Source organism: Myxococcus sp. AM010 (genome assembly GCF_013372585.1).
Classification (GTDB): domain Bacteria; phylum Myxococcota; class Myxococcia; order Myxococcales; family Myxococcaceae; genus Myxococcus; species Myxococcus vastator.
In genome coordinates this window covers 42,040-58,062 of record NZ_JABXEO010000031.1, presented here as the reverse complement: position 1 = coordinate 58,062, position 16,023 = coordinate 42,040, and the positions used below count along the sequence as shown (strand labels likewise).

The window sequence follows — 16,023 nt, the reverse complement described above, 5'->3', positions numbered from 1 at the left end:
CGAAGCGGCGGCTCCCGCCCGGAAGGACGGGAGCCCGCCGTGTCCCAGCGCGCCTCAGTACTGGTTGGTCCAGATGAGGTCCAACCCGCCCGAGCGCGCGTCGCCGTACTGGCCTTCCAGGCTCCAGCGCGTGCCCAGCTGGTACTCGAAGCGCACCGCGTTGGCGTTCTCTCCCTGCTGGAGGTTGGCGCCCACGCGGCCGGTGTAGCCGACGTAGATTTTGTCCGTCACGTACGTGCCGACCTCCAGCTTGGTGCCCGCGATGCCGGAGTCCCCCGCCTCGATGGAGACCACGTCCAGGGGCAGCTTCGCCGCCAGGGCCTTGCGGGCCTCGTTGGCCACCAGCGAGCCCACCACGGACGCGGCCTGCGCGCTGGCGTTCATGGAGGCACCGGAGCTGCGCTCCAGCGTGCGCCGGCCTGTCGCCAGCAGCGTGTAGATTTCCGACTCCGGCAGCGGCGGGTCGCTGGTGGGCTTGATGGTGAGTTCACGCCCCTGGCCCCGGATGGTGACGAACACGGTGACCTTGGCGCCGTCGTTGCGGTGCTCGGCGGTGACGTTGATGTACGGCGACATGGCCGGGCCGGTGAAGCGCACCTGGCTGTCGCGCTGGACGTCGAAGCGGCGGCCCAGCACGTCCACGCGTCCACGCAGCACGCGCACCTCACCGAACAGGCGCGCCACGTCCGTGTATTCGACGCGGAAGTCCTCCGACAGCCCCAGCTCCGCGTTGATGTCGGAGCCCTTCACCCAGAGGTTGCGGGGCGCATTCACATTCACCCAGAACACCATGGGCGGCGTGGCCGCTTCGTCCGGGGGCGCGCCTTCCACGGGTGTCCCATCGGGATTCGTCGGGAGCTGCGCCTGGGCCGCCTCCTTGCGCTTCTTGGGGTTCAACGGCTCGCCGTTGCGCACCAGCACCACGTCACCGGGCCGCTCCAGCGCCTGCAGGTCCTTGCGCTTGGCTTCCGGCAGCTCGATGGTGGCCTCGGGGATGGCGACGTTGCGCAGGTTGACCAGGCGCTGGGACAGCGTGCCCTCCACCTTCGCGCGCAGGCTCACCAGCGCCATGAGCTGGTCGTCGACGATGATGGGGAAGTTGCGCATCACCAGCGGCGGCTCGGACGTCCCGGGGCTGGACAGCTCGTACTCATTCCGGGCGTTGAGCACCGCGGTCAGCGGCGAGTTGAGGTGGAGTGCGCCGTTGCCGGCCTTCGCCGACAGCGTCGTGACGGCGATGGCCTCGCGGCTGGCCTTCAGGGCGAGTTGGATGTCGCGGTACTCGCCCAGGCCCATCAGCCCCAGCTTGCCGTCCTTCCACTCCAGGCTGCCGTTGATGCTGGGCGCGCCCAGCGTGCCGGCGACGCTGGCGTCCGCCTGGAGCACGCCGCCGATGCTGCGCAGCATCTCCACCGTGCCGGAGAGGAAGGCCGGGTTGAAGTCTCGCGCCTTGAGTGTGACCTCCACTGGCGCGGTGTCTGTCTGCGGTCCCCGGGTGAGCGCGGGCAGTGACACGTCCAGGCCCAGGCCGCCGTTCACCAGCATGGTGCCGCCGCCCGGCTCGGTGAGCAGCAGGTCGAAGCGGGAGCGGGTGTCCCTGTACGTGTAGTTCAGGCGCACCTGGCCCAGGCCCGTGTTGCCCAAGCCCAGGTCCTGCACGCCAGCGGTGAGCTCCAGCTGCGGCGCGTCGAGCGTGCCCCGCGCGCCCAGCTCCATGGCCAGCACGCCCTGGATGCCCGTGGGCCGGCCCCCCTGCGGTGGCGGCGCGCCCTCCGCCACGGGCGACGCCGGGGTGGCCAGGCCGGGGAGCTCCTTCAGCGGCACCGGACCCACGCGGCCGGTGATGTCGAAGGGGATGTGGCCGTAGACCTCGCGGTCCTGGAGCGCGCCCAGCGGGGCCGCCAGCGTGGCCGTCAGCTGCGCCAGCGGCCCGTCCTGGCGCTGCGCGTTCAGCGTCAGCTTCACGTCCTGGTCGCCGCCCACGACGCTGAGCTGCCCGTTCATGGGCGGCAGCCCGTTCATCGTCACCGCGTGGGCCTGCACGCGCAGCGTCGCCTGGGGCACCAGCACCGAGCCCTCGAAGTCCAGCTCCGCCGTCACGGTGCCGCCCGGCTGCTGCACGCCGCTCATGCCCTGGAGCAGGGTGAGGGGCAGCTGCGTGACGCGGGCCTCCACGCCCAGCGTCGTCGCGAGGAGCTCATCGGGCGTGGGCGGCTTCGCCATCAGCCCGCCCACCGTGAAGGGCGTCCGCAGGGCGACGTACGTCGGGGAGCCCAGGCCCTCCACGTCCAGGCGCGCATCCAACGTCGGGTCCTCGCGGTCGGACACGGCGCGCAGCTGGAAGGCCAGCGGCACGGGCAGCGAGAAGCCCGGCGGCGGCGTCTGGTAGCGCACGTCCTGCCCGCGCAGGGTGAAGTCCAGCAGGGGCTCACGCGCGGGGCCTTCCACGGTCAGCGTGCCCGCCAGCCGGCCGCTGGCGCTCTCGGGCTGGCCCGCGAGCTTCATGGCGCCGGCGAGGTCCAGGTCCTCCAGCTTCACGCGCACGGACATCGCGTCGCGCCGGCGCTTGAGCACGCCCTGCACCGGCACGTCGAACTCGGCGGCGAGCCGCGCCACGGGCAGGCTGGCCGCCAGCGTCCCGATGGCGCGGTCCTTCACGTAGCGCGCCTTCACTTTCGCCTGGAGCCCCTCGTAGCCGCGCGCGCTGCCGTCTTCCAGCCGCAGGTCGGCCTCCGCGTCGGGGCGCGCCATCTGCCCGCTGACGGCGGCGTGGCCCGTCAGCCTGCCGCCCAGGCCCAGCGACTCGGGGATGAGGGACCTGGGCAGCCGCGACAAATCGAACGCGCCCAATTCCACGCGCGCGGTGACACGCTGGCCGCGCATCGCGCCCTGGAGCGACAGCGTCTGCCCCTCCGACGCGAGCCGCAGCGGGGGCGCCACCTCGACGTCGCCTCCGCCGAAGCCCAGGTGCGTGGGCGCCTGGAGCGTCCAGGTGGCCTCCGGCCAGAACAGCGCCAGCTGCTGGATGGCCAGCCCCTGGCCATCGTCGTCCACCTGGCCACCGAGCGTGAGCCCCAGCTCCGCGTCTCCCGCCACGCGCACGCTGGCCTCCAGCGCGCGCTCCCGCGTGGCCAGCGTGACGGCGACGTCGCGCAGGTCCCGCCCGCCCGCCTTCAGTCGGGACACCACCAGCGTGGCGTTGGACGTGAGGGGGTGGCTGACGTCCGGCACCTCCAGCTTCAGGGACACGTCCTGCGCCGCCACGTCGCCGTACCGCAGCGCCGCGAAGCCGCCGTCGACCTTCACCGCGGGCGTGCGCGGCGGGCCCTTCACGGAGAAGTCCAGCGTGCCGTTGCCCGCCATGGGCGCCACCACGCCTGGCATCAGCTTGGACAGCATCCGCGACAGCAGGGCGAGGTTGCCGGCGGTGAGGCCGCCTTCCAGGTTCACCGACTCCGCCGTGCCGTCTCCCCTGGCCTGCAGGGCCACGCCCGGGGCGAGCAGCCGCAGCCGCATCAGCGAATACCGGCCCTCCTTCGCGCTGGCCTCCAGCTCCACCGGACCCAGCGGCTGGCCCAGGTACTCGGACGGGGACACGGTGAGCTTCACCTCGCCTTCCATCGACTCCAGGCTCGTGCCTCCGCCCTTCGCGTCCAGGTCCGCGGCGATGCGCGTCTTGGGGCCCTGCGCCATCAGCTCCGACAGGTCCACGTCGCGCGCCTTCACGGACAGGCCGTCGGTGCGCATCCGCTCCAAGTCCAGGCCGCCCTTCACGGACAGGGAGGCGCTGGCGGCCTTCGCGGTGACGTCCACCTGGGCCGCGTCGCCCTCCAGCCCGGCGGAGCCCTCCGCGGACACCGGCACCAGCAAGGGCCAGGTGGGCACGAAGGCCCGCAGCAGGTCGGGCGGCGCGGACAGGCGCCGCAGCTCCAACCCTGCCTGGAGCGGGCCCTCTGTCGCGCCCGGCGGCGTCTCCGGGGGGAGCTTCGCGCGGCCGCTGGCCTCCAGCGCCAGCCCCGCGGCCTCCAGGTCGACGTCGCCCTCGAACACGCCCTCTTCGCCGCGGGCCTTCAGCGCCAGCCGCACGGGCCCGGGCACGGGGCGGGTGAGGCGCGCGGTGGCCTCCAGGTTCGCGCCCACGCCCTGCGTCGCGGCGGCGTAGCTGGCCGAGCCCCGGGCCTCCAGGTCCTCCAGCCGCACCTGCCGCTCACCGCCTTCGGGCAGCGCCTGCCGGAAGTCGACATAGCCGTCCTCGAGCACCAGCTCGTGCAAGTCCAGCGTCAGCGAGCCGCGGCCCGTGGAGGGCTCCTCGGGGCTGGGCGCGCGGGGCTCCAGCGCGCGCGTCAGGTTCAGCCCGCGCTCGTCCTGGGCCAGATACAGGCGTGGACGCTCGAGGCGCGCGGACGAGAGGTCCACGTGCTGGCGCACCAGCCCCGCCAGCCGCGCGCGCACGTCCACCCGGGCAACCTCCGCCACCAGCTCGCCTTCGGGGTCATACAGCTTCACGTCCTCCAAGATGACGCCGCCCAGGGACAGGTCCAGGCGCCCCAGCTCCAGCCGGCCGGAGAGCTGCTCGTTGGCCAGCGCGAGCCCCTTCTGGACGAGCCAGGCCTCTCCGCGCGACGTCGTGGCGAAGACGAGCACGCCCGCGACGACGAGCACGATGAGGCCCACCAGGCCCAGCAGGCTCCACAGCACGCGGCGGCCCCAGCGCGCGGGCCGGCTCGGGGGGGATTGCGTCAAAACGCCTCTCCAATCGACAGGTGCAGCGCGCACTGCCCGTCCGGAGCGCCCGCGAACGCGCCGCTGGGCGTCGTCGGACCCGTGGGCCTCCACCGGCTTCCAATGCCGAAGCAGCCTCCCGCTTCGGGATAGATGTATCCCGGGGTGGAAACGGGCAATCCCCCGCCGATGTTCAACCGCCGGGCGATGTCCAGCCGGATGGGCCCCACGACGGTCAGGTACCGCAGGCCCATGCCCACGGCGTGGTAGTGCTGGGGGCCGAAGAGCTTGGGCCGGTTCCCATGGGCGAAGTCCTCGATGCCCACCAGGCCCGTGTCATAGAAGGCCGCCACCATCAGGCTCTCCGTGAACTGGTAGCGCATCTCCACCGAGGTCTCGAAGAGGCTGTTGCCCCCCACGGGCACGGTGTCCCACTCCTCGTCCTGGACGACCTCCGGGACGCCGTCGCCGTCCACGTCCGCGGTGCGCTGCAGGGCGGCCAGCGGGGACAGGCGCTGGCCGTTGAAGCCCCGCATGAACGTGCCACCGCCCGAGAAGAAGCGGGTGACGATGGAGCTCTGGCCGCCGCCCGCGGGGTTCAGCGTGCCCGCGCGCACCTTCGCCGCCAGGATGAACCGCTTGTCCTCGCCAAACGAGCGGTAGACGCGCAGGTCGGGCAGCAGGCGGACGTAGTTGAAGTCTCCGAAGAGCGGACCGCCGCCCTTCTGGATGGAGAGGGAGAGGTAGTAGCCGTCGCGCGGCTCGATGACGTCATCGCGCCGGTCCCAGGTGAAGGCCAGCTCCAGGAAGCTGAGCGCCACGTCGCACTGCTCCTGGCCTTCGCCGCAGCCCAGGACGATGGGCGGCACCCGGGAGTCCGCGCTGACACGGCCGCTGAGCCGGTACACCTGGAGGTTGTACGAGGGGAAGATGGAGAAGTCGGGGTGCGGCTGCCAGATGACACCCGTCTGGAGCCTGCCGCCCCAGAAGTCATAGGCCTGCTCCAGGCCCTTCTCCACGCTGAGCGAGTTCTGCGCCCGCAAGTCCCGGAACAGGAAGCGGGGCTGCTCGTATTCGGCGGTGACGTCGAAGACGGGGCCGTTCTTGTTGAAGCTGAGGACGTTGGGGATGAAGGCGTAGCCCAGCCGGCCGCGGACGGTGAAGCGGCGCAGGCCGCCGCCGAAGTTCCGGTGGGTCCACTCGCCCACCGCGCGGACCTCCTGCCGGGCCGCGTCCACGCCCAGGCCGCCGCCCAGCCGCACGGAGCGGAAGGGCGCCTCGCGCACGTCCACCACCACGGGCACCGTGCCGGACTCGCGGTCCGGCGCGCCGCGGTTCACCTTCACCGCGCCGAACACGCCCATGCGGAACACGCGCGCCTGCGCGTTGGCCAGCGCCGTCTCGCTGTACCAGTCCCCCTTCTTCAGCGCGCCCGTCACCTGTTCAATGATGCGGCGCGGAGGCACCTGGGGGTTGGCGTCCGTGGCGACGAAGGTGTTGCCGAAGCGGTAGCGGATGCCGGGCCGGGTGCGCAGCTCCACCACCGCCTGCCGGGTGTCCACGTCCACCCGGACCTCACCGTCGACCTCGGCCTCCGCGTAGGCCAGCTCGCGCAGCCGCTCCTGGACGCGGACCTTGGCTTCCTCCCAGGCCTCTTCCCTGAAGACGTCGCCCTCGTGCAGGGGCAGCCCGTCCAGCACGTACTCGCGGTGCTCCTCGCGCACGTCCTCCGGCAAGGTGTCCAGGCCCGTCACCTGGATTTCGCTGATGCGGGTGGGCTCGCCCTCCTGCACGCTGATGTCGATGGCGACCTTGTCGTCACCGTCCGGGTTCACCTCTGCGTTTGTGACTTTCGCCTGGTAGTAGCCCTGGGCCTGGTAGTACCGCTCGATGCGCCGCAGGTCCGCCTGCCAGGCGTTGGCGTCGAAGTAGCTGGGGCCGCCAAAGGGCCAGAAGCCCCAGAAGGGCGTCTCGGTGGTGAGGATGCGGTCCTTGATGGCGCCCTCGCTCACCTGGTCCGTTCCCTGGATTTCCAGGTCGGTGACCTTGGGCCCCGAGGGGGGCGGCGCGTTCGTGGTGGCGCAGGCCGCGGTGAGCAGCAGGGCGAGCGGAGTGGCAAGGCGGAGGTGTCTGAGCAGGTCGGCGGCCACGGGAGGTTTCATAGCCGGAAGGCTCGCGGCCCCAACACTTCTTCCGTCCAGGATGGCAATGCTTTGTCGCATACCGGGACGTCGGGCGGGACTCCAGTGTCCGGTGTCACGGCGTGGCGCCTCGTGAAGACGTGCAAGCCGCGCCCGGCTGGCCCAAGATGGGAGGTCATGGCCCAGTCCCGGCGAATCAGAAGCCTGGTGTTCTCCGTGCTCGCGGTTTGCGCGTCCTCGTGTGGTGTCTCCGAGGACGAGGCGGTGCGCCCCAAGGAGGGGGAGAGCTTGTCGGACGCGCCCTACTGCGGCTCGTTCGGCTGTGTGAATCCGTACCAGTTCTGCACGGAAATCTTCCTGGAGTTCGGCCGCTCGCCGCCCATCTGCGTCTTCGACAACGTCTGCGAGCGGCTGGAGTGCGCCAACGCCAACCGCACCTGCGCCCTGTTCGACGGCTTCCCGGCCCAGGTGAAGTGCGTCGAACCGTGAGGCCGGCGCCGCCCGGGACTCTGAAGCCCCCGGGCGGACGGTGGCTCAGCGCCGCGCGGACGCGGTGAGCCAGGCCAGCCGCTCGGCGGCCTCGCGCGTGCGCGAATCGGTGAGCAGGTCGCTCACGTTCTGTTCGATTCGATAGGCCCAGTTCGAATCGCTCATGGAGCCGGGCAGGTTGATGCGGTCCCGGGTGCCGAGCACGTCCTGCCAGGGCAGCACGCACAAGTCACTGTTGGCGTTGAGCGCCGAGGCCAGCATGGCCCGGTGCACGTCCGGGGTGAACTCGCGGGTGAGGGCCACGCCGTTGAGCTCCGGCCACGAGCGCGCCGCCGCCTGCCGCTCGGGGTCCCCCGCGCCCTCCCACCACTCGGCCACCGTGTCCGTGTCATGCGTGCCGGTGGTGACCAGGGACACCGCCGGGAACTGGCGCGGGTCGCGGTAATGGTTGTCGTCGCGCTCCCAGCGCATCACCCGGTAGCCGGGCAGCTGGAGCTCCGCGAGGATGTGGCGCACGAAGGGCGGAATCACGCCCAGGTCCTCGGCGACGATGCCGGCGCCCTCGGACAGCAGTCGGAAGGTCTTCTCACCCAGGCGGCGGTGGCTCTCCTCGTCCGGCGGGATGAAGCGCCCGGCGGGCGTCTGCGCGTCGCGAATCCACTGCCGGAAGTACCCCACCGCGTGGTCCACCCGGCGCAAGTCGTAGTAGCTGGCCGCCTTCTTCGCGCGCATCTTCAGCCACGCGAAGTCGTCTCGCTCCATGGCCGCCAGGTCGAAGTAGGGCAGGCCCCAGTCCTGGCCCGTGGCGGAGAAGTCATCCGGAGGCACGCCCAGGCGGGCGTCGCGCCGCAGGATGTCCGGATGCGCCCACACGTCCGCGCTGTCCTGCCCGATGATGAACGGCTCGTCTCCGCACAGGAGGACGTCCCTGGCGCGGGCCTGCGTCCGCACCTCGTTCCACTGCTGCTCGGCCACCCACTGCAGCCAGGCGTGGTAGCGCACGCGGCGCTCCAGCTCCCGGGACTTCTGGGCCAGGGCCTCTGGGTGGCGGGTGCGCAGCGGCTCCGGCCACTCCCACCACGGGCGGCGGTCCTCCTGCTCGCTGATGGCGGTGAAGAGCGCGTAGCTCTCCAGCCACTCGCCCTGGGCGTCGCGCCACTGGCGGAAGGCCTTCGCCCGCTCGGACTGGGGCGCCCAGTGCTGGGCTTCGAAGACGTCGAAGGCGCGCGCGAAGGCGGCGTCCTTGAGGGGGAAGACCACGTCGTAGCGCACGCGCGGCGCCGCACGCGCCTCGGCCAGCTGGGCGCGCTGCGCGTCGGACAGGGCCGCCTCGCCGCCGGCCGCGGTGAACTCCGGCAGCCGCTGCAGGTCGATGAAGAGCGGATTGAGGCCGAAGGCGGAGCGCGTCGCGTAGGGGCTCGGGTCACCCGGCGCGGTGGGCAGCAGCGGCAGCACCATCAGCATCCGCTGGCGGGCGGCCTGCATCCAGGTGAACAGGCCCTCCAGCGCACCGAAGTCACCGATGCCAAAGTCGCTCTGCGAGCGGAGGGAGAAGAGCGGGAGCAGAAGACCGGAGAGCCGGCCGGGTGTGGACATGGTGCGATGCAATCTGCCCCAGCCCCGCGCCGGTGGGAACTGCCGACGCGCTCCGAAGGTGTCTGGGTTCTTCGCTTTCCGGACGGAAGGGCCGCTAACATCCAGGCGTGAACTGGTTGCCGGAGTCTTTCTACGCCCGCCCCGCGCTGGTGGTCGCCCGGGAGCTGCTCGGCACCTTGCTGGTGGTGGAGGAGGGCGGACAGCGCCGGGTGGGCCGCATCGTGGAGACGGAGGCCTATCTGGGCGAGCACGACCTGGCGTGCCACGCGGCCAAGGGGCTCACCCCTCGCACCGAGGTCATGTTCGGCCCGGCCGGCGTGGCGTACGTCTATCTGATTTATGGCATGCACCACTGTTTCAACGTCGTGACGGATGCCACGGGGGTGGGAGCGGCGGTGCTGGTGCGGGCGGTGGAGCCGGTGGAGGGCCTGCCCCCGGGGACGCGCACGGACGGGCCGGGCCGCCTGTGCAAGGCGCTGGGCCTCACCCGGGCGCACAACCGGCGGGGCCTGTGCACGCCGGCGCTGCACCTGAGACGCGGGACGCCTGTTCCCGAGTCAGCAGTGTCCCGGGGACCGCGGATTGGCGTGGACTATGCCGGGGCGTGGGCCGCCGAACCCTTCCGGTTGTGGGTCCGGGACAGTCAACATGTCAGCAAGGGGCCGTCGCCCGGGGGCCGCAAGCCCGCTTGACGGCGGGCTTCCTGGCTGGTTGGGTGCGTCCCGCCATGTCCGACGAGGCCGTCATGGAAGAGGACCGTCAGCTCCTCTCTCGCGCACAGGATGGGGACGTTTCCGCCTTCGAGGCCCTGGTGGATGCCCACCGGGACAAGGTGTATGGCCTGGCGCTCCGGATGACCCGTTCGGAGGCCGACGCGGCCGAAATCACCCAGGACACCTTCCTGTCCGCCTACCAACACCTGAAGGACTTCCGGGGGGATGCCGCCTTCGGCTCCTGGGTGCACCGCATCGCCGCCAACCATGCGCTCATGCGCCTGCGCCACCGCCGAGTAGCCCAGGCAGCCGAGCAGGAGCTCCAGGGCCCGGAGTTCACCGAGCGGGGCTCCCTGGCGGAGTATCCCCAGTCGGACTGGAGCCGGGACGCCGAGGAAAAGGCCCTGGACGCCGAGCTGGGGGCCGCCATCCAGCAGGCCTCGGACCGCCTGCCCGAGGGATACCGGGAGGTCTTCCTCTTGAAAGACGTGGAGGGCCTCAGTTACGAACAGATTGCAGAGGCAACGGGGGACTCCATCCCCGCCATCAAGAGCCGGTTGCACCGGGCACGGCTCGCGCTCCGTGAAGCCATCGACGCTTTCTACAACCGGGACAGTCGCGAGTTGTGAAACGCGACGAAGCGCTCGGCATCTTTGAGAGGAACGAGGGCGCGCCGCAGCCAGCCGAGGTTCGGATGTACAACTGCAAAGATTCCATCAACCTCCTGCTGCAATTTCTCGACGGAGAGATGTCTCCCGAGGACACGCAGCACCTGCGTGAGCACCTGCGCGGGTGCAGCCCCTGTGTGGATTTCCTGCGCACCTACCGGGCCACGCCCGGGCTGTGCAAGAAGGCGCTGGCTGCGAAGATGCCGAAGGAAGTCTCCGAGAAGCTCACCGAGTTCCTTCGCTCCAAAATCAAGTCCGCCTCGTGAACCTGAAGTCATTGTCGTTGCCGGAGTTGGAGGCCGCGCTCGCGCCGCTCTCCCCGTCGCCCGCCGCCATCCGCAAGGTGTTCGCGGCCGTCTTCGCCCACGGTGCTCAGTCCGTGGAGGAGGTCGCTTCGGCCCGTCAGGTGCCACGCCGCGTGGGAGACCACCTGCGCGCCCACGCGGAGCTGCCGAAGCTGGCCATCGTCGAGCGCCGCCGCGCGGACGACGGCTTCGTGAAGTACCTCTTCGACTCGCCGCTGGGCGGGCGTATCGAAGCGGTACGCATCCCCATCTTCGATGAGAAGTACGTCATCTGCGTCTCCAGCCAGGTGGGCTGCGCGCTGGCGTGCGACTTCTGCATGACGGGGAAGTTGGGCTTCAAGAGGAACCTCCAGACGTGGGAGATATTGGACCAGGTGCTCCAGGTCCGGGAGGAAGCGGACCGGCCGGTGCGCGGCGTCGTCTTCATGGGGATGGGGGAGCCGCTCCTCAACTACAAGGAGACGCTGCGGGCCGCGGACATCCTGCGCCACCCGGCGGGGTTCTCCATCGCGGGGGAGGCGATTACCTTCTCCACGGCGGGCCATGTGCCGGCCATCCGCCGCTACGTGCGCGAAGGGCATCCGTACCGGCTGGCCTTCTCCGTGACGAGCGCCATCGCGGAGAAGCGCGCGAAGGTGCTGCCGATTGAGAAGACGCATCCGCTGCCGGAGCTCATCGACGCCATCCGCGAGTACAGCGAGGTGCGGCGCGAGCGGGCGATGATCGCCTACGTCGCCATCAGCGGCTTCAACCTGGGCCGCGAGGACGCCGAGGCGCTGAAGGCCGCCTTCGAGGGCATCCGCATCAAGGTGGACCTCATCGACGTGACGGACCCCACCGGGAAGTACCTGCCGCCCACGCCCGAGGAGCTGAGCGCGTTCCGCGACCACCTCCAGATTCTCAAGTCACCGGTGGCGCGGCGGTACTCCGGTGGCAAGGAGATTGGCGCGGCGTGTGGCACGCTGGCGGCCACACAGTACGGCGGCACGGTGATGTCGCGGCCCGTTGAGCCGCCGCCTTCCACGACGCCGTGACGTGCGCGCGAGGGCTGGGGCCTAGGGCGGGGAGGGTGGACTGCCGCCGCCCTCGTTGTCCCAGCCATCCTCCTGGTGACCCGAGCCGTGCCATTGCCCCGCAGGGGGCGCCTGTCGTGCCAGCGGGCTCTTGCTCCAACTGCCAAAGTCCAGCAACTGGAGGGTCCGGTCCTCCGCCTGGACGCGGTACGCAATCCACTGGTCGCCCAGGAAGATTCGGTGCGCGCCGGGGGAGACGAGCGCGAGCTCGCTCGCATGGGGGCGGCTCATCCTGGACGGGGAGCGGGCGGCGTCGTCGGCAGCCGCGGCGAGCATGTCCAGCCGCTCCTGGATGGGGTGGCGCTCGGAGAGAGGCAGCCTCTGGTAGGCCTCCGTGAGCTCGGGGGCGACAGTGACGCGATAGGACATGGCGAGAGACCTCGGTGAGGGGATGGGCCCGCCATGGGATGTGTTCCGCCCGGAAGGTCCACGTGATTGAAGGGCGCGACTGAAAAATGGTCATGGTGGCCGCGCCCTGCCGTGGCCGGGCTGAGCCCTCGCTCGGAGGCCGGCATTCCTTCAGGTGACAGGCGGTGGGGCGGCGGTTCGCGCCAGGTGCGCGCTCCGGTGATGTTCACCGCGGGCGGGGCGGCGTGGATGCCGCTTTCGTATCGGCGGCGTCCGACTTAAACCCGACGGTGCTCGGCTCGCCGGAGGTCGCACGCGCGGATGGTGGAATTCATCGACCAGCTCATCTCGGCCCTGGGGCCCCTGGGCCTGCTGGTGCTGGGGCTGGCGGCGATGTTGGAGTACGTCGTGCCGCCCTTTCCCGGGGACACCATCACCCTGTTGGGGGGGGTGTACGCAGTGCGTGGCGCGCATCCGTGGGTGCTTGTCTTCCTGGTGGTGACGGTGGGCAGCGTGGTGGGCGCGGCCATCAACTACGCGGTGGGGCACTGGCTGGCGAAGCGCTTCGACGCCCACCCCGAGCGCAGCTTCGTCGGCATCACCCATGCTCGGCTGGCACAGGTTCAAGCGCGCATGCGCGTGAATGGGCCGTGGCTGCTGCTGGTGAATCGTTTCCTGCCAGGCATCCGAGGGCTCATCTTCGTCGCCGCAGGGGCCTCGCGCGTGCCGCGCTTCAACGCGCTGGCGCTGGGGGCAGTGTCCGCCATGGCACACACCGGGCTGGTGCTGGGACTGGGCGCGGCGGTGGGTGGCAACCTGGAGCGGCTGACGGCGCTCGTCGCTCGGTACCAGTACGCGGTGGTGGGGCTCGTAGTCATTGGCGCCATCGGCGTGGGCATCCGGATGTTGGCTCGGCGCCGTGCCCCCGCGCCGGGGCCTTGAGTTCGTCTCAGGACGGCGCCTTGGTGTTGCATTGCAGAGGCGCGCGGCCCCGCGCTTGAGTCGCGGACATGCATCCGCAGGCGCGTTCCTGGAGTCCGTTGTGGGTGGCCTTCATTCTCGCCGTGGCAGGGTGCCAGGCAGGGGACTCCGGGACGGGAGGCTCGCGTCAGGGGTTCCGGCCCCGGGATGCAGTGGTGGACTTCGGCCGTGTGCTGGAGGGGGCTCAGGCTCGCCGCGCGGTGACGGTGCTGGCCACGGGCCGTGCGGGCCTGACGGTGGTGGCCTCCGTGGATGCGCCCTTCGCCGTGGTGACGTCCGAGGTGAGCGTGTCCGGAGGCGGCGCGACCGAAGTGGAGGTTGTCTTCACCGCGGGGCATGGGCTGTCGGAGGGAACGCTGCTGCTGTCAGGCGCGGGGCTGACGGAGTCCGTTCGCCTCACGGGCCTGGGCATTCGTCCCATGCCGTGTCCGGGGCGTCCCTGCTTCGACTCCCGCTTCGACGTGGCGTCCGGGACGTGCGTGGAGACGTCGCTGGAGGAAGGCGCCGCGTGCACGCCGGAGAGCCGCTGTCAGGTGGACGGCCGCTGCCAGGCGAGCGTCTGCGTGGGCCACCCGAGGACGTGTGACGACAACAATCCGTGCACGGTGGATGCGTGCTCACCCACGCGGGGGTGTGTGACGTCTCGGGTGGCGTGTCCCGCGCCGGAGAACCCCTGCAAGGTGGGGTTGTGTGACTTGGAGGAGGGCTGCACGGCGGTGGACGCCGACGACTTCAGCCCTTGCGGCCCGGCGGACTGTCAGACGGCTCGCTTGTGCTTCAGCGGCGCGTGCCGGGAGGTGACGCCCCCCGAGGGCTTCGTCTGCGCGCCCGCTACCGCCTGCCAGGGAGAGGGGACGTGCCAGGGCGGCGTGTGCCAGCGGCCGGGCCCTGTCGAACTCGCGCCGGAGCTCAGCCTGGAACTGGAAGGCGTGCCAGTGGAGGCGGACGGTGGGACGGTGTTGCTCGTCTTGGAGGACTCCCTCTACACCTCCGTGTGTGGCGGGGACGCGGGCTGCCAACTGGTCGCGTATACGCGCTCGGGGCTGCTGCGTTACGCGACGCCTTATCCGGAGGGTGGGGCCCGGACGCTGCTGGCCGCATCGGATGCGGGGGTGGTGGTTCATGCCCCGGAGGGGCTGGAGGCCTATGCGCCGCGTGGCTCCGGGGCGCGCCTCTGGCATGCATCCTGGGCGTCGCTTGGAGTGGGCGAGCCCCCCTCGCCGGGCCGACCCCCTGCGAGCCACGTCGCACTCACGCAAGAGGAGGACGTGCTCGCGTATGTCGCGTGGCGAGCCGCCCCGGATGCCGGCGGCGCGGAGGACGGCGGTACGGCGCCTGAATCCGCGAGGCTCATCTTGCTCTCGGGTCGCGAGGACGCGGGCACGCTGTTGGGTGTGTCGCAGGTCGAAGCCTGGCGAGGGGAGGCGCGGCTGGGGCTCGACGCGCTGGGAACGGCCTGGCTCTACACGACGGATGGGCGGCTGGCGCGGGTGGACCTCGACATCAGCGCGCTCTCGAAGGTGTCGCCAATGGAGCCCGATGAAGGCGGAGGCACGGCGCTGAAGTTGAGCGCGCTGGTGGACGGCGGTGTTCCAGGTGGAGGTGCGTCCCTCGCCATCGCGGGTGGGCGGCTGCTGGTGGGGGCGCGAGCAGTTGTCCCGGTGGATGGCGGTGTGCCCGTCATGCTTTCGGACGGAGACGGCGGAGCCGGCGCGCGAGCGCCCATCGCGGAGCCCGCGCTGCTGCCCTCGACGGGCCAGCCTGGCTACCTCTTCACACGGACGTGTGCGCGCACGGATGGCATTCCCTGCACGGCGCGGGAGGCGCGTGTCGTGCTTCGCGCCGTGAACCCCGAGTCCGGACACGTGGTGTGGGAGGTGGATGCGCTTCCGGATGAGGTCGCGCCGGGCACGGTGTACGAAGCCGCGTTGCTTCAAGGGGGGCTGGTGGGCGTGCTCGCTGACGCCGAGCTGCCGGAAGGCCGCCAGTCCTGGATTCAGTTCTTTGTACGCGGTACCCGAGCCGGCAGCTGCCCGCTGCCCGGCCGTCCGCATGTGGCGGGTGCCGCGTTCCTGGGACAGCACCTGTATGTCGTCCTGAATCGCGACGGTGAGTGGCGACTGGAGTCGTACGGACTGGGACAGGACTTCAAGGCCGAAGAGCGCGGCTGGCCGCAGCGCCATGGTGGAACCGCGCGAACGCGAAGCGAGTCTCCGTGACGCCGACGTCGAGCAGCACCCGCTACGAGGCCTGACATCAAGCCCACGAAGGGGGCTCAACGCCGCTGCGGCGGATTTGACCCACTCTGGAGCCTGAAAGGCCATGCCATCGCGGGGGGATGGCAACGCGCTTCGACGTTCCCCCGGTGCGCGGTGCCGATGTGTGGGGCCCGCTTCCAAACGGCGGGCCGTGTCCGCGCGCCGGGCCGTCGTCGAAGGAGCGTTCATTCCAGTGATGCGTCACCTCAACGCCGTCAGCGCCTTCGACAGCGGAACCGGCTTCCGGTCGCGCCCGAAGCCACGCCGGCCTCAGGGCCAGGAGGTGGCCTGGTGGAAGGAACGTTCATTCTATCGGGAGGTCGCGGCCACGGGGCAGCGGCTTCGTCATCAGGGCCCCGAGGCGGTCCGCGCATCGGGCCATGTGTCAGACCCACCTGTTAGATGGGTCATCGTCGCACGCGCGTGACCGCCAGAGCGGCGGCCGCAGGGGTGGGTGGAAGGGGAGGGGTGATGTACACGTTGCAGGAGCTGCGCACTTCCAGGCTGCCTGACGCGGCGAGGTTGCTGGCACAGCGGGGCCTCGACAACGTCCGGGCCGCGGAACTGGCGCGTGCCACGAGGCTCTCGGTGGGCTCGCTTTACCGTTACTACGGCAGCAAGCAGGGCATCTCGAGGGCAATCCGGAACTTCACCGAGCGCGAGCTGTCCTACACCGGCTTCGTCGCCTACCAGATGGCGGACGGGGACCCGCTGAAGCAGGGTTTTCGC

General features: G+C 70.9%; 11 protein-coding genes and 1 pseudogene. 8 read left to right on the top strand and 4 right to left on the bottom strand.

Annotated features, from left to right (window positions below; translation table 11 throughout):
* Positions 1-54: 54 nt before the first annotated feature.
* Positions 55-4,743 carry a translocation/assembly module TamB domain-containing protein gene (locus HV826_RS16505; RefSeq protein ID WP_176417984.1) on the bottom strand — a complete coding sequence of 1,563 codons (4,689 nt, stop codon included), beginning with the start codon at positions 4,741-4,743 and terminating at the stop codon, positions 55-57.
* Entirely contained in the window at positions 4,740-6,884 is a 2,145-nt protein-coding gene (locus tag HV826_RS16500) for an outer membrane protein assembly factor (RefSeq protein ID WP_176417983.1), read from the bottom strand. Before HV826_RS16500 ends, HV826_RS16505 begins: the two co-directional genes overlap by 4 nt.
* A 156-nt stretch (positions 6,885-7,040) precedes the next feature.
* Here HV826_RS16500 and HV826_RS16495 point away from each other — a divergent pair, with 156 nt between their 5' ends.
* The gene (locus HV826_RS16495) at positions 7,041-7,352 is read left to right on the top strand and encodes a hypothetical protein (protein ID WP_176417982.1); all 312 of its coding nucleotides are present in this window, start codon (positions 7,041-7,043) and stop codon (positions 7,350-7,352) included.
* Between the two features lie 45 nt (positions 7,353-7,397).
* Here the strand turns inward: HV826_RS16495 and HV826_RS16490 are convergent, their stop codons facing one another.
* A complete protein-coding gene (locus HV826_RS16490) occupies positions 7,398-8,948 on the bottom strand; it encodes a 4-alpha-glucanotransferase (RefSeq protein WP_176417981.1) in 1,551 nt (516 codons plus the stop codon).
* A 107-nt stretch (positions 8,949-9,055) separates the two neighbouring features.
* Between HV826_RS16490 and HV826_RS16485 the strand changes: the two genes are divergently transcribed.
* The 4 genes from HV826_RS16485 to HV826_RS16470 all read left to right on the top strand — a co-directional run bounded on the left by HV826_RS16485 (position 9,056) and on the right by HV826_RS16470 (position 11,668).
* Positions 9,056-9,640 carry a DNA-3-methyladenine glycosylase gene (locus HV826_RS16485; RefSeq protein WP_176417980.1) on the top strand — a complete coding sequence of 195 codons (585 nt, stop codon included), beginning with the start codon at positions 9,056-9,058 and terminating at the stop codon, positions 9,638-9,640.
* A gap of 35 nt (positions 9,641-9,675) precedes the next feature.
* Positions 9,676-10,290 (top strand): RNA polymerase sigma factor, encoded by a 615-nt coding sequence (locus tag HV826_RS16480; RefSeq protein ID WP_176417979.1) that lies wholly within the window; start codon positions 9,676-9,678, stop codon positions 10,288-10,290.
* A gap of 65 nt (positions 10,291-10,355) precedes the next feature.
* Complete coding sequence (locus tag HV826_RS16475) at positions 10,356-10,595, top strand: anti-sigma factor (RefSeq protein WP_090488769.1); 240 nt, start codon at positions 10,356-10,358, stop codon at positions 10,593-10,595.
* A complete protein-coding gene (locus tag HV826_RS16470) occupies positions 10,592-11,668 on the top strand; it encodes a radical SAM protein (RefSeq protein ID WP_176417978.1) in 1,077 nt (358 codons plus the stop codon). Before HV826_RS16475 ends, HV826_RS16470 begins: the two co-directional genes overlap by 4 nt.
* Positions 11,669-11,689: 21 nt before the next feature.
* Here the strand turns inward: HV826_RS16470 and HV826_RS16465 are convergent, their stop codons facing one another.
* The gene (locus HV826_RS16465; RefSeq protein ID WP_176417977.1) at positions 11,690-12,076 is read right to left on the bottom strand and encodes a hypothetical protein; all 387 of its coding nucleotides are present in this window, start codon (positions 12,074-12,076) and stop codon (positions 11,690-11,692) included.
* A 300-nt stretch (positions 12,077-12,376) separates the two neighbouring features.
* On the opposite strand from HV826_RS16465, the gene HV826_RS16460 reads away from it, so the two are divergent.
* From HV826_RS16460 to HV826_RS37255, 3 genes and pseudogenes are all read left to right on the top strand, one after another.
* Positions 12,377-12,997 (top strand): DedA family protein, encoded by a 621-nt coding sequence (locus tag HV826_RS16460; RefSeq protein ID WP_176417976.1) that lies wholly within the window; start codon positions 12,377-12,379, stop codon positions 12,995-12,997.
* Between the two features lie 104 nt (positions 12,998-13,101).
* Positions 13,102-15,255 (top strand): hypothetical protein, encoded by a 2,154-nt coding sequence (locus HV826_RS16455; RefSeq protein ID WP_368670938.1) that lies wholly within the window; start codon positions 13,102-13,104, stop codon positions 15,253-15,255.
* Between the two features lie 441 nt (positions 15,256-15,696).
* Positions 15,697-15,873: pseudogene (locus HV826_RS37255) on the top strand (hypothetical protein); the annotation flags it as partial.
* Between the last annotated feature and the right edge of the window lie 150 nt (positions 15,874-16,023).

Bases quoted from the DNA above. Each gene is read 5' to 3' on its own strand.
- HV826_RS16500 (WP_176417983.1), bottom strand. From the start codon at position 6,884: ATGAAACCTCCCGTGGCCGCCGACCTGCTCAGACACCTCCGCCTTGCC.
- HV826_RS16495 (WP_176417982.1), top strand. From the start codon at position 7,041: ATGGCCCAGTCCCGGCGAATCAGAAGCCTGGTGTTCTCCGTGCTCGCG.
- HV826_RS16490 (WP_176417981.1), bottom strand. From the start codon at position 8,948: ATGTCCACACCCGGCCGGCTCTCCGGTCTTCTGCTCCCGCTCTTCTCC.
- HV826_RS16480 (WP_176417979.1), top strand. From the start codon at position 9,676: ATGTCCGACGAGGCCGTCATGGAAGAGGACCGTCAGCTCCTCTCTCGC.
- HV826_RS16475 (WP_090488769.1), top strand. From the start codon at position 10,356: ATGTACAACTGCAAAGATTCCATCAACCTCCTGCTGCAATTTCTCGAC.
- HV826_RS16465 (WP_176417977.1), bottom strand. From the start codon at position 12,076: ATGTCCTATCGCGTCACTGTCGCCCCCGAGCTCACGGAGGCCTACCAG.
- HV826_RS16460 (WP_176417976.1), top strand. From the start codon at position 12,377: ATGGTGGAATTCATCGACCAGCTCATCTCGGCCCTGGGGCCCCTGGGC.